Annotated in this window: 14 protein-coding genes and 1 pseudogene; 5 read left to right on the forward strand and 10 right to left on the reverse strand. The window is 66.5% G+C overall.

What is annotated here, in order from left to right; translation table 11 throughout:
* Nucleotides 1-133: 133 nt before the first annotated feature.
* The 4 genes from ACPDIT_RS13155 to ACPDIT_RS13170 form a co-directional block, all read right to left on the reverse strand.
* Nucleotides 134-817, reverse strand: coding sequence for a TetR/AcrR family transcriptional regulator (locus tag ACPDIT_RS13155; RefSeq protein ID WP_423444194.1), 684 nt, complete (start codon nt 815-817; stop codon nt 134-136).
* Nucleotides 818-1,144: 327 nt separating this feature from the next.
* Entirely contained in the window at nt 1,145-1,333 is a 189-nt protein-coding gene (locus tag ACPDIT_RS13160; RefSeq protein WP_423444196.1) for a ribbon-helix-helix domain-containing protein, read from the reverse strand.
* Nucleotides 1,333-1,863 carry a PH domain-containing protein gene (locus tag ACPDIT_RS13165; RefSeq protein ID WP_423444198.1) on the reverse strand — a complete coding sequence of 177 codons (531 nt, stop codon included), beginning with the start codon at nt 1,861-1,863 and terminating at the stop codon, nt 1,333-1,335. Before ACPDIT_RS13165 ends, ACPDIT_RS13160 begins: the two co-directional genes overlap by 1 nt.
* A 28-nt stretch (nt 1,864-1,891) precedes the next feature.
* Entirely contained in the window at nt 1,892-2,830 is a 939-nt protein-coding gene (locus tag ACPDIT_RS13170) for an SPFH domain-containing protein (protein WP_423444200.1), read from the reverse strand.
* Between the two features lie 785 nt (nt 2,831-3,615).
* On the opposite strand from ACPDIT_RS13170, the gene ACPDIT_RS13175 reads away from it, so the two are divergent.
* Together ACPDIT_RS13175 and ACPDIT_RS13180 are read left to right on the forward strand one after the other, a co-directional pair.
* Nucleotides 3,616-10,359, forward strand: coding sequence for an autotransporter-associated beta strand repeat-containing protein (locus tag ACPDIT_RS13175; RefSeq protein ID WP_423444201.1), 6,744 nt, complete (start codon nt 3,616-3,618; stop codon nt 10,357-10,359).
* A 631-nt stretch (nt 10,360-10,990) separates the two neighbouring features.
* Nucleotides 10,991-11,593, forward strand: coding sequence for a discoidin domain-containing protein (locus tag ACPDIT_RS13180; RefSeq protein WP_423444202.1), 603 nt, complete (start codon nt 10,991-10,993; stop codon nt 11,591-11,593).
* Between the two features lie 147 nt (nt 11,594-11,740).
* On the opposite strand, the pseudogene ACPDIT_RS13185 reads toward ACPDIT_RS13180, so the two are convergent.
* Nucleotides 11,741-12,001: pseudogene (locus ACPDIT_RS13185) on the reverse strand (hypothetical protein); the annotation flags it as partial.
* A gap of 1,308 nt (nt 12,002-13,309) precedes the next feature.
* Between ACPDIT_RS13185 and purF the strand changes: the two are divergent.
* Both purF and ACPDIT_RS13195 read left to right on the forward strand, forming a co-directional pair.
* Entirely contained in the window at nt 13,310-14,770 is a 1,461-nt protein-coding gene (gene purF, locus ACPDIT_RS13190) for an amidophosphoribosyltransferase (protein ID WP_423444204.1), read from the forward strand.
* 108 nt (nt 14,771-14,878) lie between these two features.
* Nucleotides 14,879-16,378, forward strand: coding sequence for a sodium:solute symporter family transporter (locus tag ACPDIT_RS13195; protein ID WP_423444205.1), 1,500 nt, complete (start codon nt 14,879-14,881; stop codon nt 16,376-16,378).
* A 42-nt stretch (nt 16,379-16,420) separates the two neighbouring features.
* On the opposite strand, the gene mnmE is transcribed toward ACPDIT_RS13195, so the two are convergent.
* Together mnmE and ACPDIT_RS13205 are read right to left on the reverse strand one after the other, a co-directional pair.
* Entirely contained in the window at nt 16,421-17,791 is a 1,371-nt protein-coding gene (gene mnmE, locus ACPDIT_RS13200; protein WP_423444207.1) for a tRNA uridine-5-carboxymethylaminomethyl(34) synthesis GTPase MnmE, read from the reverse strand.
* Nucleotides 17,792-18,128: 337 nt separating this feature from the next.
* Nucleotides 18,129-20,000 (reverse strand): hypothetical protein, encoded by a 1,872-nt coding sequence (locus ACPDIT_RS13205; RefSeq protein WP_423444208.1) that lies wholly within the window; start codon nt 19,998-20,000, stop codon nt 18,129-18,131.
* Between the two features lie 215 nt (nt 20,001-20,215).
* Between ACPDIT_RS13205 and ACPDIT_RS13210 the strand changes: the two genes are divergently transcribed.
* Nucleotides 20,216-21,292: a ribonuclease D gene (locus ACPDIT_RS13210; RefSeq protein WP_423444210.1), complete on the forward strand. Its 1,077-nt coding sequence runs from the start codon at nt 20,216-20,218 to the stop codon at nt 21,290-21,292.
* A gap of 66 nt (nt 21,293-21,358) precedes the next feature.
* Here the strand turns inward: ACPDIT_RS13210 and ACPDIT_RS13215 are convergent, their stop codons facing one another.
* From ACPDIT_RS13215 to ACPDIT_RS13225, 3 genes are all read right to left on the reverse strand, one after another.
* A complete protein-coding gene (locus ACPDIT_RS13215) occupies nt 21,359-22,456 on the reverse strand; it encodes a peptidylprolyl isomerase (protein WP_423444212.1) in 1,098 nt (365 codons plus the stop codon).
* 25 nt (nt 22,457-22,481) lie between these two features.
* On the reverse strand, nt 22,482-24,080 hold the full coding sequence (serA, locus tag ACPDIT_RS13220) for a phosphoglycerate dehydrogenase (protein ID WP_423444214.1): 1,599 nt from the start codon (nt 24,078-24,080) through the stop codon (nt 22,482-22,484).
* 119 nt (nt 24,081-24,199) lie between these two features.
* On the reverse strand, nt 24,200-26,779 hold the full coding sequence (locus ACPDIT_RS13225) for a hypothetical protein (RefSeq protein ID WP_423444216.1): 2,580 nt from the start codon (nt 26,777-26,779) through the stop codon (nt 24,200-24,202).
* Between the last annotated feature and the right edge of the window lie 82 nt (nt 26,780-26,861).

Below are 26,861 nucleotides of genomic sequence, written 5' to 3' on the forward strand. Positions count from 1 at the left end.
ACTCGGCTGCGTCGGTTTCCGGGGCCCGCCTCGTGGGTGAGGCGGTTTTGTTCTCCACGGCTCTCGGGCAACCTGTTCGGCTTGGGGGACGATGGTCGGCTGTCGTGATGCATGGCGACAAAACGTGCAGGGGTTACGGTCGGGGCCGGGCTCGGGAGCCGCGGGGCGCCGGCGCGGTGAGCCCGGCCACACAATACTGGACGAACTGGGGCAGCAGCGTCCCGGTGTCCAGGGGATCGCACACGCCGTCGGTCTTCCGGACGACCCACGAGCGATTGCAGAGCATGAAGGCCAGCGCGCCCCAGATGAATTCGTATCGCCACAACAGGACGGCCCGCGGCAGTTGGGGCAGATGGCGGGCCAGCAGTTCCAGGAATCCCTGGCGCACGTTTCGGATGTGCTCCTGGAACCAGTCCTGAATGGCGGGGGTGGGGTCGGCGATGACGCGACCGATCAAATGCATGACGACGGAGCCCTGTCGGGCGTCGGCCTCGGCCAGGCGCAGGACGGGCCGGATCATCGCTTCCAGAATGGTTTCCAGCTCGGGCGGAGGGGAGCCGGGCGACGGTTGCAGGCGGGCCAGCGCCTGTTGATGTTCGGTGCGCAGCGGACCGAAGCGGCGTTCCAGCACGGCGCGGATCAGCCCGGTTTTGGATCCGAAGTAGTAGTACAGCACCGGCAGCGACACGCGGGCGCGGCGGGCGATGGCGCGGATGGAGGCGGGCTCGAATCCCCGGTCGGCGAAGATCTGTTCGGCGGCGGTCAGGATGCGTTCCCGGGTCCGACCGTCGCGGGCCGTATGGGCGCGCGGGTTCATATTTAACGAACGTTAGATATAGAACCATGTCCCTCGTCCGTCAAGGGGCCTCCCGGGTACTCGGCCCGCCCCGCCCGGTTCGTCCCTCGGGCGGTCCTGGTGCGTGGAAACCGGGCAGGGGACGGGGCCGCCGGTCCGATCCGGCGATTCCCGGAAGCCGGCGGTCATGCCCGGGCCGGAGGGGTCAAAACGGTTCGGAACTCCGTTGTTCTTCGCTCCCCTCTTCCCGGGCACCGCGCGGCAGGGGACTTTTGTGCCGGGGTCGGAGGGGCGAGGGGCACAAGGGGGCGCTGCGGGAGACCGCAGCACGGGCCCGGGCCTCGACGCTCAGGCGGTCGGGCGCTCGGAGCCGGCGTCCCGGTTTTGTTGGAGGCGGCGGCGCCGTTGCTGCACGGCCTGGCGAAGGAGGTATTCGATTTGACCGTTCAAACTGCGCAGCTCCTGCTGGGCCCACGCCTCCAGTTCCTTCAGCAGCTCGGCATCCACCCGCAAGAGAAAGGCCTTCCGCTCCGCCATCAGAGAGACATGCGTGGAGGTTGGGGCTCGAATCCCAGCGCCCGGACGAATGCCTCGGGCCGGTCCGGGCTGATCACCAGGGTGCGCCCGGGAAACTCCAGCACCACACAGCGGGCCGGATCGGTCACCCAGGCCCGGAAACGCCCCAGTCGTTTGTTGTAGTACCAGCCGAGGGCGGCCATGAACCCTGCGGCGCCCCAGATGCGCACCGACCCTCGGAGTGCATGGGGATCGACCCGCGCGTCCTGCAAATCGCTCAGGGGAATGCGGGTCCACCAGAAGGAACGTCGGATCCAAAGTTCCCCGTGCCGGAGGGCGTAGCCGCGCACGCAGAAGAGCGCCACCCCTCCGAGGATCAGCCAGAGAACGCCCACGCCGAACCAAGCCCAGCCACGGGCGCGGGGCTGGGGCGCCAGGGCCACAACGCAGGGGACCGTCAGCAGAATCACGGTCAAAAGGGCCGTGCTGATCCGGTTGCCCACGCTCCAGGGCGCCTGGAACTCCTGCGGTTGGTAGGAGGAAGGTCTCACGGTGGAAGGAAGCAGGGGTGGGGAGGGCTCAGGGATACAGTGTGCCGGTGTTGATGACCGGGGTGACCTCGGTGTCTCCGCACAACACCACCAGCAGGTTACTGACCATGGCCGCCCGCCGTTCATCGTCCAGTGCCACCACCTTGCGCGAGGCCAGGTCGTTCAAAGCCATTTCCACCATGCTGACGGCTCCGTGCACGATCTTTTGTCGGGCGGCAATGATTGCCTCGGCCTGCTGCCGGCGCAGCATGGCCTGGGCGATTTCCGGGGCGTAGGCCAGGTGCGTAATTCGGGCTTCCTCGACCACCACCCCGGCCTTGGCCAGTCGTCGCTGCAATTCCTCCTTGAGACAGGCGGCCACCTCGTCCGCGTTGCTGCGCAGGGTGATCTCGTCTTCCTCGCCCTGGTCGTAGGCGTAGCTGGAGGCCAGGTGTCGCACGGCGGCCTCGCTCTGGACATCCACGTACTGGTGATAGTCCTCGACGTCGAACATGGCCTGGGCGGTGTCCTGCACCCGCCACACCACCACGGCGGCGATCTCGATGGGGCTGCCGCGCTTGTCGTTCACCTTGAGTTTCTCGGTGCTGAAGTTGTTGGCGCGGAGCGAAATCTTGGTGCCGCGGCTGTAGAACGGGTTGGCCCAGTGGAACCCGCTTTGTTTGACGGTGCCGTGATAGGCGCCAAACAGGATCAGGACCCTGGCCTGGTTGGGCTGAAGGGTGAAATGACCCGAGCTCATCAACCCGGCAAAGGCGCCGAGCAGCAGACTCCCCACGAACATGCCCATGGGGAAATGATCCTGCCGGATGCCCATGCGGATGGAATGGACGAGCAGCGCGATGGTGATCAGGCACAACAGCACGTTGACGGCCAGCATCAGCCAGCCGTTGGCGACGGAGACGACACGTTCCTGGCTGGGCGGTTTGCCTGTGCCGGGGGCAGATGAAACATCCAGATGTGCATTCATAGCAAAATGATATCATTATGCAATCGGTCGGCAAGTCTTTTTGCAGCCCCGGTTTTGGGCCCGGTCTGCGCCCTTCGCCAACGTGGGGTCGAAAACTCCCTCCACCGCCATCGCGTCCCAGAGCCCGGGCGGGCCGACTCCGGCGTTTGCCGCCGCAACGGGACGCGTTGTCCCTGCGGCTCCGGGCCTGCCGGCTGAAACCCGCGGGTGCGCGCGCATCGTCCGGAGCGGGGGCAGAAAGCCAAAGTCCAATCGTTGACGTGGGCCCGACCATCGAGTGCGGTTCGCCCCATGGGGCAGGGAGCGGTGTGGAAGACACAGGAGGGCCAAAGTCGCAGGGCGGCGAATCTACACTCCCGACGGCGAGCCTTGTCGAAGGGCGCAGGTTCGCTTCACCGGTTTGAAACCTCTTCGAAGAAACGCCGGTTTCCCCTGGTTTTCTCGGGCCGAGGACGTACGAAATCTCGCCGAGCTTCAGAGGGTGTCCAAAAACCTGCAAGGCACCCACTGTCGAACAAAAGTCCGATGGATGCCTGGAGGTTTTTCTGCAAACGTCCAAAGTGTGAATCCGGGTTTCCGAGTCGCGGTGGCAGGGCGCGCCCTTTGGCGGGGCCGGGAGCAGGGGATGGGTTTCGGGGGCGTACCGGCCGGGAAGGGCGTTGCCGGCAGGTGGACGGGGAAAGACCCAAGGAGAGGGCGCGGAATCGGGGCGAGTTCGCGAAGTTTTCCATTCGAACCCCGGGTCGGGACGTTTGAAATCGCAGGTAATCAGGCGGGACAGGCTTATGCAAGCTGAGGATGTTTCGCGGTGGCCACGGGTCGTTCGCACTTGCGGCAGGCCGACCGGTTGGGTGGTCATTTGGGTTCTCAGTGCCGCGGGTCTGGGCGGGGCGGACCGGGTGTGGGACGGGGGCGGTGCGGATGGGTACTGGCGAACGGATGCCAATTGGGTTTCCGACGTTCGGCCGGTGGCCGGGGACAGTCTGTTTTTTGCGGGCGATGCGCAATTGAGCAATACGAACGATTTTGTGCCCGGCACCGCCTTTGGGGGGCTGACGTTTCGGAGTCCGGCAGGGGCTTTTACGCTGCATGGCAACCGCCTCACGTTGAACGGCGGCCTGACGAATGAGCAAGCCCTGGTGACGCAGACGGTGGCGTTGCCGTTGACGTGGACGGGGCTGACGCCGATTTGGGTGGCGGAGCAGGGGACCCTGGCTTTGACGGGTCCGGTGGATGGCGCCGGCGGTGGGCTGTTGAAGCTCGGCAACGGTGTGTTGACGCTGTCGGCGGTCAACGCGTTTGGCGGGCCGGTCGTGGTGCGGGAGGGTTTGGTGTCGATTGCTGCGGACGGGAGCCTGGGGGCCGTGCCCGGTGCGTATTGGGCGGATGCACTGGTGTTGGACGGGGGCGGCCTGCGCGTGACAAGCTCGATGGTGTTGTCGAGCAACCGTGGGGTGCGGCTGGGACCCACCGCGGGCCTTGGATACGGTCGAATCGAGACGGCCAGCGGCGTGACCCTGAGCTATGCCGGCACGCTGGCGGAAAGCGGTGGCACGGGCGGACTGATCAAGGGTGGGTTTGGTACGTTGACGCTGTCGGGGGCCCACACGTACACGGGCCCCACGGCGGTGCGGGTGGGAACGTTGGTGCTGGACTTTGCGGGGCCGGGTGCTCCTTCGACGAATCTGTTGCATCCGGCCACGTCGTTGGTGCTGGGCGGGGAGACGGCCGGATTTGGCGCGGTGAATTATGCGGCGCTGGTCGTCAACGGGGCCCCGCAGCGCACGAATGAGCAGAGCTTCCACGGCACGCATGTGACGTTCGGGGCCGCCGTGGTGCGCGTGACCAATCAGGTGAACAATCAGGTGTTCGTCCATCTGGGTCCGCTCACGCAGGACCCCGGCGGTGTGTTGACGGTGATCAGTCCGGCCCTGGCGGGTGCCGGTCATGTGACCACCACGCGCACGAACCTGCACGGTCTGTTGGGCAGTTGGGCCACGATGGGGGATGGGACCGTGCTGTTCAACCTGGCCATTGCCACGAACTACGCACGGGTGGACGAAGCCGGCCGCCTGGTGAATTTCACGGATTACCGCGTGTATGCCACGGGGGAACGGCTGCGGGATTTTGCGACGCGCGAGACCAACCTGATGGTCGACAACAACTCGAGCGGGGACGTGGTGGTGGATGTGCCCAACGCGGGCACGTTGACCGAGGTCAACACCATTCATTATCGCCGCAACACCGCGGCCAGCGTCCGGATTGGCGCGGGCAACACCTTGCGGTTGGGACGCTACGGCGGCTTTTTGAAGTCGGACACCACCTCGGGTTTGACGCTGGTCATTGGGGAGGGCGGCGCCGCGGGCACGCAGGATGTGGGCACGTTGACGGCGGGGGACGGCGACAACAGCCCCGGCGAGATCGTGTTCCATCTGAACAGTACCAGTCAGTCGGCCGGGACGCTTGCGGTGGATGCCCGGATTACGGACAACGGCACGGGGGCGGTGACGGTGGTGAAAATGGGCCCGGGCTCGATGAAGCTGCGCGGGCACAACACCTACTCCGGCGGGACGTTCCTCTTACAGGGCCGCGTGCAAATGGTGGGGGGTGAAGTGGGGACGGGCAACGCCGACGGGTGCGGTACGGGACCCATTTACATTTTGCCCGGCTGTTACCTGTTCCCCAGCGGGGCCGGTCCGGGTGTGCCGGTCACCAACGCTGTGTACATCGCCGGCAATGGCACCGTGGGCGAGCCGTTGGGGGCGATTCGGACCAGTGCGGGATGGTTGTTCAACGGACCCTGGACGCTGTTGGGGGACACGACGATTGGAGGCAACGGCGGCGCCAGCGGGGCCATCGCGGCCCGTCTTTCGGGGCCCTATTCTCTGACGCTTTGTTCGCCCGCCACCGTGACCGGCACGGTGTGCCTTTCGAATCCTTCGAATGACTGGACCGGCACGACCATTTTGACGGCGCGACTGTCCGGCGGGACCCCGCCGCTGTACAACACGTTCCTCAGCGGTAACCACGAGATCATTCCGAATGGCTTCGGTCGGGGCAACGTGGTGATGGCCGGCGGGGTCAATCGCTTCATTACCTGGAATCTCAACGGGTACAGCGAAACGATCAACGGCCTGCTGAACACGGGTCCGGGCGAAAGTTGCATCATTCTGAACAACGGCGCCGCTCCCTCCACGCTTACGGTGGGTGACAACGACCAGTCGGCCACGTTTGGGGGGTTGATTCAGGACGGGTCGGGCCAGCTGTCGCTGGTGAAGATCGGCGCAGGGGTTCAGACGCTGACGGGGGTGTGCACCTACAGTGGAGAAACCGTGGTGCGCGAGGGCACGCTGGCGCTGGCCGGTTCCGGCTCGATTGCGAACACGGCGCTCCTCACGGTCGAAGCCGGAGCCGCGTTCGACGTCTCGGGCGTCACGGGCGGTTTTACGCACCCCGGGCCGATCGCGGTTCGTGGGGGCACGTTGGTGCTGCGGTCCACGGTGAGTCCGGGGATCAGCCGGTTGCATCTCGAGAATGCCCGGTTGCGTTTGTTGACATTGTCCGGCACTCCGAGTTTGGAGGTGGGGACGCTGGAGACCGGGGGCGCCTCCAACGCCGTGGACGTGGTCTCGCTGGGGGCGGTTTCCGGATATCCGGTGGTTTTGCCCGTGCTGCGGTACGGCGGCGCGATTGGCGGTGCAGGGTTCAACTTCGTGTTGGGTCGGCTCCCCGGGGCGGGTACGACGGGCTATTTGTCCAACGACGTGGCGGGGGCGACGGTCTACCTTGTGCTGTTGAGCGGGCCGCGGCCGTTGACCTGGACGGGCGCCGCGGGATCGGACTGGGACGTGGGCCGGACCACCAACTGGTTGGCGTTCGGAACGACGCCGGCCGTGTATCAGGACGCGGACAGTGTGCGCTTCGATGACACGGCCAGCGAAACGACGGTCCGCCTGACGACCGCCCTGGCGCCGGGCGCGATCGTGGTTCAGAACACCACCCGCGATTACCTCTTCATCGGTCCGGGTCGGCTGACGGGCCTGACGGAGCTCTTCAAGGACGGTTCCGGGCGGCTCGTACTGGCCAATGAGGGGATCAACGATTATGCGGGCGGCACGACAGTCGCGGCGGGCACGTTGCAGATCGGCAACAACGATGCGACCGGCAATCTCCCCCCTGGCCCGGTGGCCAACAACGGCTTGCTGGTCTTCCATCGGAGCGACGACCTGGCGGTCAGCAGCACCGTGAGCGGGACGGGCGGACTTCTCAAGCGAGGTGCCGGGGTGCTGACGTTGAGCGGCCCGAATACGTTCGACGGGGAAGTGACGGTGGCCGAAGGCACCCTGCGGGTCGGGAGCGCCACGGCGTTGGGCAGTGGGATGGCCGGCACACGCGTCGAGGCCGGAGCCACGCTCGACGTCAACGGCCAGAACCTGGGCAGCGAACCCGTGCTTGTGGCCGGCAGTGGCGCGGGCGATCAGGGGGCCATCATTAACTCTGGGCCGGACCAGATCAACGCCCTGCAAAATGTGACATTGACAGGGCCGACGGTCTTTGGCGGGACCGGTCGCTGGGACATTCGGGGCGCAGGCTCGCAACTCTCCACGATGGGAGCCGCGTACGATCTGGTGAAGCGCGGCCCCAACCAGGTGTCGTTGGTGGGCACGACCGTGGACCCGGCCCTGCGACATGTTACCGTGGAGCGGGGCGTGTTCTCGATCGAAACAACCACCACGGGCCTGGGGAGTCCCTCCGGCACTCTGTCCATTGCTTCCGGGGCCACGCTTCAGTTGTGGAACCTTCAAACGCCTCTGGACAAGGTGGTCGTGCTGCAGGGCGACGGTGTGAGTCCGTCATTGAACTGCGGGGCGGGCACACTCAATGCCATCGCCGGGCCGGTGACGCTGCAGGGCGATTGCGTCATCAACACCGCTGGCGGTACCACCTTGACGCTGGCGGGTGCGGTCGGCGGTCCGGGGGCATTGATCAAGACGGGCGGCGGCACGCAGCTGTTGACCGGCACGAGCAGTTATGCGGGACCGACCCGTGTGCTGGGGGGAACCCTGGTGGTGGACGCTTCCAAGACGGGCACGGGTACGGTGGAGGTGGGTGCGGGTGCGGCCCTAGCAGGCGTGGGCTCCATAGCCGGTCCGGTGACGGTCGCGGGCGGTCGGGTCGCTCCCGGGAATTCGAGCCAACCGCAGGCCGCGCTCATTGTGGGCGGTTTGCAGTTGGACAACGCGACGCTGGACTTCGATCTGGCGGGTGATCCGCAGGGGATGAACGACCGCGTGGTGGTGAATGGTGCGGTGGTGTTGAACGGCCTCACCACGATTCGGGTCAATCCCATTCCCTGGCTGGAGACGGGAGCCGAGTACACCGTGATTCAGTACAGCGGCCCCTTGACCGGCGGCACGAATCAACTGCAGGTGGTGGCGCCCAGTGGGTATCGCTTCTCGGTCGTGGATCCGGCCACGACGCCGGGCGCGATTCGGCTGCGGGTGGATTTCGCCGTGGCCAATCTGTATTGGCGGGGCGGCGCCACGGGCGCTCCCAACGTGTGGGATGCGGATCTGACACCGAACTGGCTGCGGTTCGGGCAGATCGGTCGCTTTGCGCAGGGAGACTTCGTCAATTTTGACGACCAGTCCAGCCACCGCGAGGTCGAACTGCGCGGGGACCTGGAGGTCTCGGGCATGGTATTCAACAACTTCGTGCAGCCGTACCGGCTGGTGGGCCCGGGTCGGTTGACCGGGCCGGGCGGTCTGGAAATCAACGGCGCCGGACTGGTGCTGGCGAATCTGGGCAGCAACGATTTCACCGGCCCCATCACCATCAACAGTGGTTTCTTGCAGGTTGGCGACGGCGGCTCGGGCGGGAGCCTCGGCTCGGGCCCGATCACCAACTACGCCCAGCTCACGTTCGCCCGGAGCGGGGTGTTGCGGGTGAACAATCCCATCCGCGGGTTCGGTGTCATTACGCTGGAGGGCCCGGGGACGGTCGAACTGGCCGGAGCCAACAACCTGTTCAGTGGCGAGGTGCGGGTGCAGCGGGGCACGCTGCGCACCTTGAGCAGCACCGCGCTCGGCGATGCCAATGCCGGCACGTTCGTGGCCGAGGGCGCCACGCTCGATTTGGGCGCCAACAACGTGAATCTGGGATTGGAACCCGTGACCGTTTCGGGCGCCGGTGGGGACGGCCAGGGCGCGATCATCAACAGCAGCGGCGATCCGGCCTTTGTGGGGCCGAACCTCCGCTATGTCACGCTGGCGGGCGACACCACCTTCGGCGGGACCGGTCGCTGGGATCTCCGGTCGGAACCTGCCACCGCGGCCAATGCCTGGCTGCTGACCGGGGGTCAGCCGTTCAAGCTGACCAAACGCGGCACCAACATGGTGGCACTGGTGGGCGTGCAGACCGACCCGGCCCTGGCGGAAATCGAAGTGCAGGAGGGAACCCTGGCGGTGGAACGCTGGACCACTCTGGGGGATGAAACGCGGCCTTTGACCGTGTTTTCCAATGCCGTGCTGCAGTTCTACCAGGTGTCCAATGTGCTGACCAAACCGGTGGTGCTGCGGGATGGCGCGCGGATCAACAACGCCAGCGGCACGAACGCGTATGGCGGCCCCGTCCAGTTGCTGGGCAGCAACACCGTGGTCGCCGGCGGCACCTGGTTGGCGTTCACCAACGTCTTGAGCGGCCCGGGCAGCCTGGTGAAGGAGGGTGGCTCCACCTTGTACCTTTTGGCCGTCAACACGTACACGGGTGCGACCCGCGTGCGCGCCGGCACGCTGGCCCTGGTGGGCGAAGCCAGCCTGACCGGGTCCAGTTCGCTGGTCATCAGCACGGGAGCCACTCTGAGTGTGGTCGGTCGATCCGACGCCAGCCTGACGCTGCAGCCCGGACAATTGTTGGCCGGCAGCGGAACCCTGGACGGGCAGCTGATCGCCGCGGGCACGGCGCGCGTGGCCCCGGGCGAGGACGGGATCGGTACGCTTACGATCAGTGGCAGCGCGCTCTTGAGCGGTGTCACCGAAATCGAAGTGGACGGTGGAGAGGGACGGGCGGACCAGGTGCGGACGGTTCAGGGCGGACTGAGCTTCGGCGGCCGGCTGGTGATCTCTCTGCGCAATGGCCCGCCGGCCGGAGGGAGCAGTTTCCCTGTCTTTGTGTCCGGCAACGGCCAGTTCACGGGAAATTTTGCCGAGGTGATCCTGCCCGAACTGCCGCCCGGGCTTTCGTGGGACACGAGCCGGCTGACCACCGAAGGGATATTGGCCGTGGTGGGAATGGCGCAGCCGCCCAGGATCGAGCAGGTGATCCGCACGCCGGACGGCCTGATCCTGCAGGGTTCCGGCGGCACGCCGGGTGGAACCTTCCGTGTGCTGAGCAGCCCCGACGTCACTTTGCCCCTGGCGCAATGGCAGGTGATCGACACCGGCCGATTCGATGGCCAGGGCTTCTTCGAGGTTCGATTGCCGATCAGCACCGAACCCGGCGCGCGCTTCTACCGGCTGCAGGTCCCCTAGTATCCAACAATCACGAACCTTCGGGCTCTTGGCTGCAATCCTGGCTTCATCCCTCTCCTGGGAATTCGGGAGGAATTCGTTGGGCCTTGCCGAGGCTTCGGAGCACCCCTGGGTCGCTGGGTAAGCGTCCCGGGGCGGGTGCGACCCATTCGCGCACGGCGGTGGTTCAGTCCGGCTGAGCCAGTGGCCGCAGGACGGCTGGCAGGCGGGCGGACGTTTGCTTTGGGATGCGCACCGCCTTTGGCGGGCTGCCGCGGCAACTCTCGGTCCGGCGCAGCGCGTTGCGTGTCGATGCCCCGGATGTCGGCTTCCCGGCGACAAGGCTTCGGATCGGTTTGAGCACGTGCATCGCGGCTCCACTTGCAATCCCGCTGGCCGTCGAGCCCAACCCCGGGGCTGACCGCGGCGCCGGGCGAGAGCGGATCGAAAGGTGAAATTCATCGCGCTTTTTCCAGCTGCCCCCATCCACCATGGGGTCTCAATGAGCTGAAACGGGCCGGCAGTGCACAACACCGGAAGAACAACCTTGACAATTGACCGCGCCGGCTTAAAACCCAGCCAAATGAATTTAACAAAAAACTCTTCTCGCTCTCCGCACGGGACTTCAACGCGGAAACTCCCCTCCTCGGCATTGATCCTGGCGTCTGGCCTGGGCTTTCAGGCCTGGGCCGCGCCGGTCATCTCGCCCTTCGCAGCGGACCTGCCTGCCTCCAGTTACAGTGCGAGCGGGCAAATCGTGCATCCCACCCTGGGGCGGGCGTGGGCTGAGGACGCGTTCAATGGCGGCTACTGGAATGCGGGCAGCCAGGGGCCGGACTGGATCCAGGCTGACATGGGCAGCACCCAGACGCTCTCGATGGTGAAGATCCAGTATTCCAGTTCCGCAACTTTCTCCATCAGCGGACCCAACGTATTCATTCGCGTGTATCTCTCGGATGAGCCCATTGGCAATCGTTGGACGACGCTGACCCCGGTCGCAACTGCTCCCACACCCTTCGACCGTGGCGAGTTATTCGAGCTGCAGTTTGCCCCCACTTCGGGGCGCTATTTGCAAATCGTGGCGAACTATGCCACCTACTCCTGGGTTGCCCTGGGCGATACGCACCCCCGTCAAGACTGGGTCGATCCAATCTCGGTCCCAGAGCCCCGAGCAGGGCTCCTCCTGCTGGCCGGCCTGGGTTTGCTGGGACTGGGCCGGAGGCGTCTGAGAGCCGATGGCGCATCGGCATCTTAAAAGCGAGAACACGATGCTGCGGAACGCGGCAAGGGGCATGATCCATGCGCTCCGCGCCAGAGGGAAAGGGCGATCCATGTAACTGCGCTCCGAAGTGATTGGACGCCAGCCACTGTGGGTCCTCCCGTCACCTGGGAGCGAACGGCACACCGGGTTCATCCCGTAATCAGAGAGCGTGGTGCGCCGCAGGTCGGCCTTGAGGGCAACGACCAAAACCGGTGCGTCCGGATGGACCTCACGGCATTGCTCCGCCTCGGCGATGCTGGCGCGGCCGGGGCGTTTGCTGGGCGTCGCGGGTGGGTCGGCCTCCTCGCGGTAACTGCTCCGGCATGCCCTGTAGCGATGGATCATCGAATCCCCGTCGCCGGCGGTGACGCCGTGGAGCGGGCCGGAGGCTGAGTGGGGCAAACATCTCGGCTCGCTACTGTCCGGGTTGTGCGAGGATGCTTGCTCGGAAGCTGTGCGCCTCGAGCACGCACTCGGCGAGCGTGCTGCCGAGCCCCTTACGGCGTGGCGCGCCCAGAATCAATGCCTCTCGGTCCAAGAACGAGCGCATATGAGTTGCGCGGCACCCCGTTGAGAGTCGTGTGAAGCACCCGAGCACCCGGGGACCGACGTTCGTTGCGCGAGCAGGGGTCGGGACACTGCAGCGGTTCGTTGCCCTCATGGATTCCCAAACTGCCGGGACCGGTTGAAACGCCATGGAGCGTCCGTGCAGGCCGTCGACGCCCCTCCGGGGCCGGGCGCCTCCTGGCGCGGTGGCGCGTGTTTGGCGTCCATCCGCGACTCGTGCTCACCGGATGGCGCATTTGCCTGGCCAACGTGTCCCGGCAGGGCTGCCGTGGCCGCGTTGGCCCGGTAACTCATCCAGTCGCCCGAGGACGTTCTGCGCCGATTCGCTTTCCCACTGGCGCTTCCACGGTCCCAGCGGTGGGGCGGATGCCGCGCTGTCCCTGCCCAATCGCCTTCGACCCACAGTGGCCGGCGGTTGCAGCGCAACCCAGTGATCCAGCCAGAGGAGGAGCTCCAGCCAGCGGCCACTGAGCGGCCACTGGCTACCCGCACCAGGGACATCCGCACGTCCTCGAGGACTGGTGCCTTCGGCCGTTTGCCCCAACTGCCGGCGCAGCACCGCGGCTGGAAACTGGTACCGGAGCGCGTCCAGCCCCGGCACCGGGCCGGCCAGGGGAACGCGACGTTCTGTGGCATCGGCAAGCCGCCGCGCCTGCGGCGCAGGGCCCGGGTGTAAACCGAATGCGGAAGGTGCGTGGATGGCCGTGGCTCAACCGGCTGGGTCTTTGGCGGCAGGGCAGCAGGAAGGGGTGGGGCCGGCCTTTGGTCCGGACGCCGGCGAGAACGCCGGTGTGGTGGCTTCCCCGGATGTAGCCCGTCGCTTTGGCTTCCGAGTGGCCGAGGTTTTGGTCGGCGGTGGGGCCGAACGCTCGGGGGGCCTTGCGCGAGTTGACCTGCAGCTTCGGCGCCACCCCGGGTAGTGAAGGCGGAGCACAGCGTGCCGGCCGGCGCCAACCCGACAGGCTCGTCGGACGCCCCGGGTCCAGCCACCTGGTCGCCACCCGCCCTTTGCGAGAGCCGTGGCGGAAGAGCGCAAGGGCCATGGTCTGCATGGGGAACGCATTTGCGACCGGTCCGGTTCGGGTTCACACTTGCTTCGGGCGTGGCGCTTTGGTGTCATGAAGGTGCTTCACGCGGGCGACGATGCAACCGTATCCCAAACACTATTGCGGCGTCTTCGGTGTTTTCGGGCATCCGAAAGCAGCCGAGCTGACCTATTACGGGTTGTTCGCCCTGCAGCATCGGGGTCAGGAGAGCGCCGGGATCGTGGTTTCCGACGGGCGCCAGTTTCGGGTGCACAAGGGGATGGGGCTGGTGCCGCAGGTGTTCGATGCGGCCACACTGCAATCTTTGACCGGGCATTTGGCCATCGGCCACACGCGGTATTCCACCACCGGTTCCTCGCACTTTCGCAACGCCCAGCCGCTGACGGTGGATTGTGCACGGGGCCAGATCGCCGTGGCACACAACGGCAATTTGACCAATGCGGCCGCGCTGCGCGACGAACTGGAAGCGGCGGGGTCCATTTTCCAGACCACGGTGGACAGCGAGATTGTACTGCACCTGCTGGCGCAGCCCCGTTGCAACGGTTCGACCAACACCCTGGTGGAGGCGATCCGGCGGATTCAGGGCGCCTTTTCCCTGTTGATCATGACGGAGACGGAACTGATTGCCGTGCGCGACCCGCACGGGTTCCGACCGTTGTCGCTGGGGCGGGTGGATGACGCGTGGGTGGTGGCCAGCGAGACCTGTGCGTTCGATTTGATCCATGCGAAGTTCGAGCGGGACATTCAGCCGGGGGAGATTCTCATCATCCGGGAGGGGGGATTGTTGAGTTTGCAGGCCTTTCCCGAGCACCGGCGCCGGGCCTTCTGCGTGTTCGAGTACGTGTACTTTGCCCGGCCGGACAGTCAGTTGGAGGGGCGCAACGTGCATCTGGCGCGCGTGGAAATGGGCCGGGAGCTGGCGCGGGAACATCCGGTGGATGCCGACCTCGTGATTCCGGTGCCGGACAGTGGCAATTCGGCCGCGCTGGGCTATGCGATGGAGTCGGGGATCCCGTTCGAGATGGCGTTTGTCCGCAATCATTACGTGGGCCGCAGCTTTCTTCAGCCCACGCAGCTGATTCGGGATTTCAACGTCCGGGTGAAGCTGAACCTGATCGGCGAGCTGGTGCGGGGCAAGCGGGTGGTCGTGGTGGATGACTCCATCGTGCGCGGCACCACGTGCAAGGCGCGGGTGAACACGCTCAAAGAGGCGGGCGCCCGCGAAGTGCACGTGCGCGTGAGCTGCCCTCCGCACATGAATCCCTGTGTGTACGGGATCGATTTTCCCGACCGCAGCAAGCTCATGGCCGCCAATCACACGCTGGAAGAAATCCGCCAGTATTTGAAGGCCGACTCGTTGCGGTACCTGTCGCTGGAGGGGATGGTCAAGGCGATTGGCCGTGCGCAGGACAGTCTCTGTCTGGCCTGCTACAACGGCGATTATCCGGTGCCGTACGATCCGGCGCTGGACAAACAGATCATGGAACGGCGCCGCAGTCGCAGTCCGCGTCTGGTGGAGGCCTTGTTGCAGGAGCAGGCCCAGGGGCGGTTGTTGTAAGCCGGGTCGGGGCAGGGCGGGAGGCGTCCGCAGCCGGAGGAACCCGCGGGCCGACCGGTCGGCCGATTCCCGGTGAGGACGTGCGGAGGGCAGACGCGTCTCCGGACTTTGCACACGCTGGACCTGATTGTTTTGGGGATCTATCTGGCGGGCGTGGTGGGCGTGGGTTGGTGGTGCAGCCGACGCCAGCACGACCTCCGCGATTACTTTCTGGGTGGCCGGCAGGTGCCCTGGTGGGCGTTGCTGGCGTCCATCGTCGCCACCGAGACCTCGACGGTCACGTTCATCAGTGTGCCCGCCTTCGCCTTTGCGGCCAACGCACGCGGCGAGGGCGGGAACTTCAGTTTTCTCTCGCTGGTGCTGGGATCCCTGGTCGGGCGGTTGCTCGTGGTGGTGTTGCTGTTGCCCTCCTACTTTCGGGGCGAACTGTTCACCGTGTACGAGTTGCTCGACCGCCGGTTCAGCCGCGGCGTTCGGCAAACGGCTTCGGCGGTGTTCCTCGTGACTCGTTCGCTGGCGGATGGTGTGCGTTTGATGGCCACGGCCCTGGTGTTGGTGGCGCTGGTCGCGTGGAGCGATCCGACGGCGATCGTGGTGCTGGGTGTGGTGACGATGGTGTACACCTGGCTGGGGGGCATGCGCGCCGTGATCTGGGCGGACGTGTTGCAGCTGGGGGTGTACCTGGCGGGCGCGGGGGCGGCGGCCGTGCTTCTGTGGCAGAGCATCCCGGGCGGTTGGGAGACCGTGGTCACGACCGGGCATCAGCACGGAAAGTTCCAGATCCTCGATTTCACACTGGATCCGGGCCGGAGTTACACCTTTTGGGCGGGGCTGATCGGCGGGGCGTTCCTGACCACGGCCACGCATGGCACCGACCAGCTCATGGTGCAGCGCTATCTTTGCGCGCGAAATGCGCGGCAGGCCGCGCTGGCCCTGCTCGGGAGCGGAGCGATGGTGCTGTTGCAGTTCACCCTGTTTTTGGGGATCGGCCTGTTGTTGTTCGTCTTTTACGATCGAGCGGGCACGTTGCCGGCCGAGGTGGCCGCGCGGCCCGATCGCGTCTTCCCGCATTACATGGCCACGGCGTTGCCGGTGGGGTTGAAGGGGCTGGTGGTGGCCGCGGTCTTCGCGGCGGCGATGAGCACCTTGTCCTCCTCGCTCAACTCGCTGGCCGCGGCCACGATGAACGATTTTTACAAGGCGTGGCGCGTCGGCCCCGCCGATCCCCACCGGGAAGTGCGCGTTTCTCAATGGCTCACGCTTTTTTGGGGCGGGATTCTCATGGGTGTGGCCTGGGGCGCGGCGCATCTGACGACGCGGGTGGTGGACACTGTGCTGGCGCTGGCTTCCTTCACGAATGGTCCGGTGCTGGGTCTGTTTCTGCTGGGAGTTTACACCCGACGGGTGGATGGCACGAGCGCGTTGATGGGGCTGGTGGCGGGCCTGGTGGGCCTGCTGCTGGTCTGGAGCACGGGCAAGGTTTCGTGGCAATGGTACGTGGTGGTGGGATCGTTGCTCACGGCCGGGGTGGGATGGGGCGCGTCCATGGTGCGAGCGAGGCACACGCACGGGCCTTGCCGCGGAGGGGTCCCGCCGGACGGGCAGTGATCCGTGAACTCCGGCCGGGCCGGGCGCTTCTCGGGGAGCGCGCTATTTGCCGATGCAGAAGCGGCTGAAGATGATGTCCAGGAGGTCTTCCGTGGCTGTCTGGCCGACGATTTCGCCCACCGCGTCCGTGGCCGCGCGGAGATCCACGGCCACCAAATCCAGCGGCACGGTTTCGCGCAGCGCCTGCACCGCATGCTCCAGAGCGGCTTGTGCACGCAACAAGGCCTCCTGGTGCCGTGCATTGATGAGGGCTTCGGGGGCGGCATGATCGGGTTGTCGGCCCGACCAGATCAGGTTCTCCAGCGCGTCCTTGAGCGCCTCCAGCCCCTCGCCCGTCCGGCAGGATACCTCCACGCGCGGCGCGCGGGACTCCGGGAGGACCAGTCGCGGCGGCAGGTCGGCCTTGTTCAGAACCAGAAGGCGGCGGCGCGGGGCGAACATTTCCCACAAACGCTGGTCCTCCGGGGTCCAGGGTTCGGAGCGGTCGAACACGTGAAGTAAAAGGTCCGCCGTGGCCACGGCCGAATGACTTCGGCGGATGCCCTCCTGTTCGATTTCGTCCCGGGCCTCGCGCACTCCGGCGGTGTCCACCAGGATCACGGGAATGCCGCGGATGTTGGCGGTTTCCTCGATGGTGTCGCGCGTGGTGCCGGGCCGGGGGGAGACGATGGCGCGGTCGTGCCCCAGCAGCAGGTTCAGCAGGCTGGACTTGCCCACGTTGGGCCGGCCCACGATGGCCACGCGGATTCCCTGTCGCAGAATGCGCCCCTCTTCGGCGGTGCGGAGCAGATCGGCCACGAGCCGCAGGCCCGCTTCGAGTCGCTGCAAGATGCCTTCGCGGGTGTCGGGGGCGATGTCTTCCTCGGGGAAATCGAGCTGGGCCTCCACATGGGCGAGGGCCAGCATGAGATCGTCCCGCAGTTGGTGCAATCGGCGGGAGAGGCTCCCGGCGAGTTGTTCGCGCGCGGCGGCCAGCGCGCGTTCGGTCCGAGCGGCGATCAGGTCCGCCACGGCCTCGGCCTGGGTCAGATCCAGCCGGCCATTGAGAAAGGCCCGACGGGTGAATTCGCCGGGCTGGGCGAGACGGGCCCCGGCTTCCAGCACGCTTTGCAACACGAGCCGCGCCACCAACATGCCCCCGTGACAGGAAATCTCCACCACGTCCTCGCGGGTGTAGGTGCGCGGCTTCCGCATCACGGCCAGCAACACCTCGTCCACGATTTCGCCCCGGCGATGCACATGCCCGTAGTGCAAGGTGTGCGAAGGGGCCGCCGACGGAAGACACGATCGTTTGCCTGCCGGGCGGAACACGCGATCTGCCACCTCGAGGGCCCGGGGTCCGGAGATCCGGATGACCGCCAGACCGCCTTCCCCGGGCGGCGTGGCGATGGCGGCAATGGTGTCCTGTTGCATACCGGCAGCGTAGAAGGACCATTCGTGGCGGAGCAAGCGGGCCACACCGACCCGGGAGCCCCGCGGGCGGCGACGGGTGCGCGCTTGTCCCGACTTTTGCCGGGCCGTCGAGGTTCTCAACCTGCGATCCGCATCGTCGGGGAGGGCCCTTGACCGCACTGCGTTTTCTCGAGCTTTTCATCTCCACCCTTGCGCTCCTGCAGAGACTCATGCGGGGGTCCCGAAGCTTCATGCTCCGTGGACTCGACGGCGAAGGTGGGGATTCCCCTGACCGATGCCTTGTGCGGTACGTCAAAAGCTTGTGGCAAGGGGACGTGTTCCGGGACGGGGCGCGACGTCAGGAGCCGGAGGGAACGTCCGGACGCGGGGACTCGGGAGCGGCTTCCGCGGTGGAAATCTGCGCAGCGGGCTCGCAGTTGGCCGGTGCCGGGGAGGGCGCCATCTCGGGACCCGCGCCGGGGGCCGCGGCGACGGAGCATTCCGCCCCTTGGAGTTGTGGTCCGGATGGTGGCGGGGCGGGTTCCGGTGCGGTTTGAGCCGGAGAACCAGCATCAGAGTCCCGGAGCTCCGGAGTTGTGGGGGAGGTGCTTGCAGCAGAAGCCTGCGCAGCCGCGGCGGATTCGAAAGCTGCCGATTCCTCACCCGTGGCAGGGGATGGTCCGGTGACTTCGCCCGCTTCGGTTTGGGCGGCTGGTCCGGGCGATTGTCCTCCGTGGGCCGGGGCTTCCGCAGTGGCGGTTGCCGCTCCGGCCGGAGCGGAAAGCTTGGCAGTGGCCTGGGCCGAGGCGGCGGGTTTGACGGGCTTCGGGGCGGGCTTTTTGGCCACCTCCAGGGCGCCGTTGGAGAATTCGATGACGTGCCCCTGATGGATCAGCCAGTGAAGATCGGCGATGATCTGGGTTTGTTCCGGGGTTGGCGTGGGAGGTTGGGGTGGCTGCGTTGTGCCGGCCGCTTCGGGCTGGCCGGGGGTGGACGCCTCTTGCGGCTGGGGCGTCGGCTTGGGGGAGGGGGCCAGGGCCTCGAGCAGGTCGCGTCGCGTGCAATGCGGATGGTCCAGGATATACTGGACGATCCGCTTCACATTGAGAGAGACGGGTGTGTTCTCGATGTCCAGGTAGTGGGGGCGGGCGACCGCCACATGGGTGATGGTGCGGTTGACCTTGAAGAACTGCAGTCCATGGGCGGCGAACTGCTGGCTCAAGGCGGTGGCCAGCTGAAGTGGGAAATGGCGTTGTTCTTCGACGGTGTGGCGAACGAGTCGCGCCAGCTCGCGGCAGGGGATGTCCCGAGCCGCCTGTCCCGTGAGCGTGACCAGATCCACTTGTCGGACGATGTTGGGGGCGTGCACCTCGCGGAAGTGCCGCGCGACAGCCTCGCGGCTGCCCAGGCGCATGGGCTCGGGGACGTTCAGGGTGATGTACTCGGTCTTCCAGCTCTGCTCTTCCAGCCACTGTTTGACCACGGCTTCGTCTCGCACGATTTTGATCCGCGCCTTGTAGGCTTCGAACGGCATGTGCGAGAACCGTTCCGCATGCAACTGGCGGACGCGGTTGGGGTAGTCGTGGTGGTTGGGCGGACCGAGGATGACCCCGCTGAGCCCGCACTGGGCCACGAACGTGTACTTCCCCTTGGGAGGCTCGGTCGGGGTGCGTTCCACCTGGTAGAAGGTGTCGAAATGCTTTTCCAGAACGTGCGCCACGACCTCGTCGGCCGACAGCCAGGGCGTCTCGTCGAGGGCACACACGAACAGGGGCTGGAGGACGGTGCCATCGGATTTCTTTTTGACGCTGATCTCGACGCTGTAACGCTCCGGGCGATCCAGGAAGAGCTTGGCGATTTCGAACAGGGGAAACGCGCGGCCGGTGCTGCGGATGCGGCGTGCGACCAGCTCGACCCCTTTGGGGTCGGGGATCAGTCGAACCTGCAGATCCGGCAGGGGGGCGCGAGCGGGTTTGGTTCCGCGCGCCGGGGCCGGGGCCTTGGCGCCGGGGGCGGAGGGTGGCGAGGCCGGGGAGGGGGCGGGTCCCCGCCGCAGTTCGGGCTTGCGGCCGCCCCGGGAACGTTCCTTCCGGCGCCGTGGGGGTCGGGCCTCGCCTTCCTCGGCCGGTTCCCGGGACCGGGTGACCTCGGAAGGCTTGGACGGCTCCGTCGCCCAAGCCGGCAGGAACAACTTCTCCAGGTCGAACTCGTTATCCGGCAACGCACTCATGACGTGTCGTGGGGATGCGCCCATGGAACCATGGGGGCGGTCCCTCTGCTGGCAGCATGCGAGCCCTCGGGCTCAAATGCAAGTGCGGGCTGGGAACGCGCCGGGGATCGCGACCCCGGCCAGGGGAACCACATTCCCGGCCCAACGGTTGCAGCGGGGGTTTTTGGCGACCCGCGCCCGCCGTATCGGGCCGGGTCTTGGCAGAAGCGCCGCCTTTGCCCATATTGCGCCGCGTGATTGACACGCCGGAAGCACTGGAGGCTTTTCTTCCCGTCCTGCGTGCAGCTCCCTGGGTGGCGGTGGACACCGAAGCGGACAGCCTGCATGCGTATCCCGAGAAGCTGTGCCTGTTGCAGATCAGCACCCCCAGCGGAGACCGGCTTGTGGATCCGCTGGCCGGGCTGGACCTGCGGCCGCTATTGAACGTCCTGGCCGACCACGACCTGATTCTCCATGGCGCCGATTACGACCTGCGCCTGTTGTGGCGGCACAGCCGTTTCGTGCCCCGATGCATTTTCGACACCATGCTGGCCGCGCGGCTGCTCGGCGAGCGCAATTTCAGCCTGGGTGCGCTCCTGGAGAAATTTCTCGGCGTGCGGTTGGACAAAGCAATGCAGAAGGCCGATTGGGCCCGCCGACCTTTGACCCCGCGCATGGAAGCCTACGCGCGGAACGACACGCGGTTTCTGAAGCCGCTGGCCGATCGACTTCGCGCCGAGCTGATCCGGCGTGGCCGGTTGAGCTGGCACGAGGAGTTCTGTCAGCGACTCATCACCGAGTGCGCGTGCGACACGGCGCCGGACCCGGATCAGGTCTGGCGGGTCAAGGGCAGTCACCGGCTCGGTCGGCGCGGCCTGGCGGTGTTGCGGGAGCTCTGGCACTGGCGCGAGGCCGAGGCCCGAGAGGCCAATCGCCCGCCTTTTTTCATACTGCCGCACGAAACCCTCAGCCAGATCGCCGCCGCGGCGGTGGATTCCCAGCCGGTGGATCCCCTGCTACCGCCGCGATTGTCCCCGCGTCGTCGCGCCTCCCTGCAGCAGGCCATTGCCCGCGGGTTGGCTCTTCCGCCGGACCAGTGGCCCGAGCTGCGCCGCGGGACGGGGCGGCGCCTGACGGAGGCAGAGCTGCAGCGGTTCGAAGCGTTGGAGGCCCGTCGGAACGCGCGTGCGCAGGAGCTGGGCCTGGAGCCCTCCCTGATCGCTCCGCGCAGCGTGTTGCTGGATCTGGCGCGGGATTGGGAGACGCACGCCCCCCGTTTGATGCGCTGGCAGAGAGAGTTGTTGGAGCCCTGACGCCGGAGCGAGACGACTCGGGTTTCTCGTGCCGCACAGGTCACCCCGGCGGGCGGGCAGGGCAGCTCAGCGACGAGCCCTGGGAGGCGCTGGCGCGTTCGTTTCCACGGGCAGGTCTGCCAGTTCCACCGGCTTCAAATCCTCCACCAGCACCTCCACGGTTTCCTCGGCCCGGATCTTGCGCACGTAGTCGGGCAGCGCCTTTTGAATGGCTTGCGTGGTCAGGTACTCGCGCACGCGGTCCTGAACCTCGGCCAGCGGAATGCGACGCGCCGGCAGGCGCTCATGGAGCTTGAGGATGTGGTAGCCGAACGGGCTGGTCACCACGTCGCTGATCTCGCCGGGCTTCAAGCTGAACGCTGCGGTCTCGAATTCGGGGACCATCTGGCCGCGGGGAAAGGTGTATTCGCCCCCGCGGTCCTTGGAGCCGGGATCCTCCGAGTATTGGCGTGCCAGGGCGGCAAAATCCTCGCCCGCCCGTGCGCGCGCCAGGAGCTCCTCGATCTGTTTGCGTTTGGCCTGCCGCACCTCCTCCGCCAACGGCTCGCGGGTGGCGGCGTCCACTGTGCGCAGCAGGATGTGACTGACGCGCACCATCTCGGGCTGCTCGAACTGGGCCGGGTTCTCCTCGTAGAACTTGCGCACGTCTTCGTCGGTGACCTGGACCTTCACTTCCCGGATGATGACCGCCTCGGCAATGGCCTCCTCGATCAATCGCTCCCGCAACTGGTCCGGGGAGATGCCGACCGACTTGAGTTGGCGGAGGAGGTTCTCCTCGGATCCGGCGCGCTCCTTGACCTGGGCGAAGCGTTTTTCGCCGTTGGCCCGTCCCTGGGCACGATCCTCCGGCGTGGCCCGGCCGACCAGCATCTGGATGCGGATCAATTGCTGGAGCAACTCGCGTTCGACCTGGAGGTTGGCAGCGGGCGGGATCACTTGGCCCCGCGCGGCCATGGTGGCCTTGAAACTGAGCAGGGCGGCGTCCAACTGGCTGCGCTTGATTTCGAAGCTCTTGCCGCGCGCGATGACCTGATCTCCGAACAGCTCGGTCATCGCGGCCACCGCACTGGTGGGGGTGGGATTGGTCTGGGCCCAGGCCAGGCCGGCCAGCAACACCGTGGTGAGAGTGAATCGAATCGTGTGGCGAGGTTCAGGTTGCTTCATGAACAAAGGGCTGCCCGCCGGAGGCTCACAGATGAACCAGGCGGACGTTGCTGATATCCGGATCTCGTTCCAGTTCTTCCAACACCGTGGCCGGCGGCTCGCTATCCAGGTGCAGGACCGTCAGGGCACGGCCCCCGGCCTCGTCCCGATGCAAGCTCATGCTGGCAATGTTGACTCCATGACGACCCATCAGGGTCCCGATGTGCCCGACCATGCCGGGCCGGTCCTTGTTGGTCAACAGCAGAATATGCCCGGCAATCGGGATTTCCACCGGCATGCTGTAGAGCCGCACGATGCGCGGATTCTGCGGCGATCCGAAAAACGTGCCCCCGGCCGAGACCAGTTTCTGTTCGCCCTGGAACACCTGCACATGGAGCCACTCGTTGTACGTAACGGGCTCGTGGGATCGCTTTTCCTCCACCGTGAGGCCCAGCGTGGAGGCGATGCTGCGGACGTTGACGTTGTTCAGATCCTTCACGCCCGCCCGCGCCAGGAACCCGAGCAGGATCGCGCGGGTGATGGGATCGACATTGGGCAGCTCGCGCGCCTTGCCGCCGTAGGTGATGTGCAATCGGTCGGCCGGACCCGGCACCAGCTGGCCCAGGAGCTTGCCCAACTTTTCCCCCAGCACCAGGTAGGGCTTGACCTGCTCGTAGGTCTGGGCGTCCAGGTAGGGGAGGTTCACCGCATTTCGAACCTCGCCCGTCAGCAGGTAGGCGGCAATGACTTCGGCCACCTCCACCCCGCACTTCTCCTGGGCTTCCTTCGTGCTGGCGCCGAGGTGCGGGGTCAGAATCAACGCGGGGTGCTTGCGGAACGGATGATCCGCCGGCAACGGTTCCACCGCGAACACGTCCAGCGCGGCTCCCGCCACCTGACCGCTGTCGAGGGCCGCCAACAGGTCGGCCTCCACGATGATCTCCCCGCGCGCACAATTGACGATGCGGACGCCGGGTTTCATCCGGGAGAAGGCGCTGGCGTTCAGCATGCCGCGCGTCAGTTCGGTCACCGGCATGTGCACTGTAATGAAATCCGCCGCCCGGTACACCTCGTCCACCTCTTGCACCAGTTTGACCCCGAGATTGCGCACCCGCGGGTCCGTCAGGAACGGATCATAGCCCAGCACCTCCATCCCAAAGGCCAGGGCCCGTTTGGCCACTTCACTTCCGATGCGGCCCAGACCCAGGATGCCGAGCTTCTTGCCGGCCAGCTCGATGCCGGTGAACTGTTTGCGATCCCATTGCCCGGCCACCATGGAGGCGTGCGCCTGGGGCAACTTGCGGGCCAGCGCCAGGAGCATGGCCCAGGTCAGTTCGGCGGTGGAAATCGTGTTGCCACCGGGCGTGTTCATCACCACCACGCCGCGCTGGGTGGCCGCCTCCACATCCACGTTGTCCACTCCCACGCCCGCCCGGCCGATCACCCGCAGGGCCGACGCGGCCTCGAGCACCCGCCGCGTGACCTTCGTTTCCGACCGTACCACCAGGGCCACCGCGTCCCGGACCAGGGGCAGGAGCTCGTCTTCGGAATGGCGTCGTGACAGGACTTCCACCCGAAACTCCGGTCGCGCCCGTAACAATTCGATGCCCTTGGGCGCGATAGGGTCACAGACCAGAATCTTCATAGACGATGGGGCGAGTGTAAGGGGGCTTTGGCGTCGGGGTCAAACGTGCGTTGGACGTCAACGTTCGGACCCTGTCGCAGCAGGCTGTCTTCGATGGCAGACCGTGAAGCCGCGCGGCGTCAGGGCGCAGGCATGCGATAGGATCGGCCGGATCGGTACAACTCCAGCAAGTTTTGGTTGAACGTCACCAGATCACTTCGATTCTGCTCCCGCGCCAAACGAATGGCCTCTTCCGCCGTTTGCACCGCCTCCGCAAACCGGTCTGCCGCCGCCAGGGCCGCGGCCAGTGTTCCCAGAAACTGCGGCTCGGCCCACCGGGTCAGTTCACAGGCCTGCCGGGCCAGCGCCACCGCCTCCGCCGGTTGCCGCAGTTCTTCCACCGGAACCGTGGCCAACAGCCATGCAAGGTTGTTCAACAACTCCGGCCGATCCGTGGCGTTTGCGAGCGCGGCACGGCGCTGGTCCACCGCTTCCCGCCACTGCCCGTGCGCTTCCAGACACGTGGCGTACAGGTCGCGGAAGATCGGTTCCCGGGGCCGCACACGCACTGCCTGGGCCAGGGCGTCGGCCAGGGGCGGCCAGCGGGGCGAAACCGCCAGGGCCGCGCCGTACCGGCGCGCCGCGGCAGCCACGTCTCCCTGATCCAACGCCCAAATGCCCTGGACCACCATTGTCTGCGGATGGGAAGCCCGGACGAAAAACGCGCTCCAACTGGACCCGCACCAGACCAAGAGCAGCGTCGTCAGCAGCCCATGTCGGATCCTCGACGTGCCTGCCAACCTTTCCCATCCCGTCACGACGGCCACGGCCAGGCCCGCGAGCGCGGGCAGGGCATAAAAGGCCTTGACCTGCGCGTAGGAGGGCACGCGCACCGACATGTAAAGCAGGCCCCACAAAAACAGCGCCAACAGTCCGGGCCCCACCCACCCGGCCTCATCGCCATGCCGCACCCATCGCCAGGCCAACACGCCCGCCCCCACAACCAGCGACACCGTCCACACCGCCGACAGCCACCATGTCACCGCCATCCACGATTCATTCCACGGCGGTCGAAACGCCATCCAGGCCGCGCTGCTGGCCAGCCCGTCTCCCCATAAGGTGGCGTACAGGCCGTCCCAAAAACTCCGAAAGCCGATGAACCAGGGTTCGACAAACACCCCACCGAATCTCAGGTAATCCCATGCCGTGCGGTAGCCCGGGTCCTGCCACCAGTGCGCCCAGGCCTCGAGGTCCCAGTTCCCGACCAGCGGTTTTCCAAAGTGCCACCAGACCCGGAGGTAGTGCCAACCGCACACCAGGGCTGCAGTCAGGGCCGCCGACAGCACCCGAAGCGCCCCGGCAGCGGGCAGACCGCCACCGACGCGCGCGCTTTTTCCTGCGTGCGGTTCTCCCTGCCACAGGAGCCCCAACACGATCGGCACGGCCAGCAGCGTGGAGAACTTCGTGAGCAGACTCAGACCCAGGGCCACACCCGCACCGATGGCCGGCCCGACGGGTCGGGGACTTCGTGCCGCTTTCAGCGCCAGGGCCAGGGCGACCGTCACCCCCAGCGCGGCCAGGGGTTCGTTGGTCACATAATGGGACAGCAACAGGTGAGCCGGCAGAGCACTGACCAGGAGCGCACCCACGGCCGCCTTCCAACCTTCTTGGGGAAACAACAGACGCAAAAGCCAGAAAACGGCGGCAACGTGCAGCCAGCCGAGCAGCCCGTTGAACCCCCGCAACACCGCCACCGCGGTGTCTTCCGCTACTGTCAAGCCGCAGAGCTCCAGCAACGCGGCTGCCAGGACGTAGTACAGGGGCGGCTGATACATCTGCCAGCCCTCGTCTGCCAGGGGCAGGCGCCCTTCCTCCTGAACCAGCCGGATGTATTGCTCATGGCCTTCGGCGTCGAACCCGTAAATGCGGGGCAACTGCGGCAGGTTGTTGACAAAAAGGCCCAGCCACACGACCGCGCTCCCCCCCAGGACCATTGCCGGCAGGAGCCGGTGCCATGCTTGTTTCAGGCGTTCCTCCAAAAATCGTCCGGCAAGGAACCCCACGGCGGCCAACAGGCCGCTGCCAACGGCCATTCCCATCCACGCCTTCCAGGCCGCCCGCAGCAGATGGGGCAACGGGACCTGTCCATCCAGGTAGCTCCCCTTTGCCACGGGCAAAGGGATGTGGGCGGCCCGAGCAGGTTGGGGCTCCGCGCCGGCCGAGATCACCTCCCAATGCAGCTTTGGCAGCGCAGCCGGGACCGGTGACTCCCACTTGGCCCACAATGCGGGTGGACCGAGCATGTTCGTCACCCAGATCCCGACTTCGTTCGACCCGGGCCGCAGTCGGGGCGCCACGTCAGCGGCACGGCGCCGCTTCCAATCCGTCGGGTCCACACGGAGCTCCGGCACAGGCTGCTCATTGACCCAGACCGCGGCTTGTCGAAACGCGGCGACCTCCAGGAGAACGGGTCCATCCGGTCGTTGGTCCAACTCGAACCGCGCGCGAAAGCACGTCCACCGAACCTCTTGCCGGTGCATTTCGGCGGACGCCGTGCGTGGCGGGACCCACCAACCCTGACCTTCCCAGGCCGGCAAGTACGGGAGGGCAGGGTCCCATCGCGTCGCAAGGATCCAGCCCACGAACCCGGCTGTCAGCAGCCCCACCAAGAGGAAAGCCGGTCCCCGCGGCCGCCACCGGTGCATCGCCAATCCGCTCACGTGGCCATCGTGCGTGGCCGGCCCGCAATCTGGCAAGGTCGGCCTGCCTTCGCGCAGCCGGCCGGCAGTTTTGACGTGTCCT

The organism is Limisphaera sp. VF-2, assembly GCF_049537125.1.
Taxonomy (GTDB): Bacteria; Verrucomicrobiota; Verrucomicrobiia; order Limisphaerales; family Limisphaeraceae; genus Limisphaera.

What these genes read in the sequence shown, in the direction of transcription:
- serA (WP_423444214.1), bottom strand. Translation starts at nt 24,080, where the DNA reads ATGAAGATTCTGGTCTGTGACCCTATCGCGCCCAAGGGCATCGAATTG.
- ACPDIT_RS13155 (WP_423444194.1), bottom strand. Translation starts at nt 817, where the DNA reads ATGAACCCGCGCGCCCATACGGCCCGCGACGGTCGGACCCGGGAACGC.
- mnmE (WP_423444207.1), bottom strand. Translation starts at nt 17,791, where the DNA reads ATGCAACAGGACACCATTGCCGCCATCGCCACGCCGCCCGGGGAAGGC.
- ACPDIT_RS13205 (WP_423444208.1), bottom strand. Translation starts at nt 20,000, where the DNA reads ATGAGTGCGTTGCCGGATAACGAGTTCGACCTGGAGAAGTTGTTCCTG.
- ACPDIT_RS13170 (WP_423444200.1), bottom strand. Translation starts at nt 2,830, where the DNA reads ATGAATGCACATCTGGATGTTTCATCTGCCCCCGGCACAGGCAAACCG.
- ACPDIT_RS13215 (WP_423444212.1), bottom strand. Translation starts at nt 22,456, where the DNA reads ATGAAGCAACCTGAACCTCGCCACACGATTCGATTCACTCTCACCACG.
- purF (WP_423444204.1), top strand. Translation starts at nt 13,310, where the DNA reads ATGCAACCGTATCCCAAACACTATTGCGGCGTCTTCGGTGTTTTCGGG.
- ACPDIT_RS13175 (WP_423444201.1), top strand. Translation starts at nt 3,616, where the DNA reads ATGCAAGCTGAGGATGTTTCGCGGTGGCCACGGGTCGTTCGCACTTGC.
- ACPDIT_RS13160 (WP_423444196.1), bottom strand. Translation starts at nt 1,333, where the DNA reads ATGGCGGAGCGGAAGGCCTTTCTCTTGCGGGTGGATGCCGAGCTGCTG.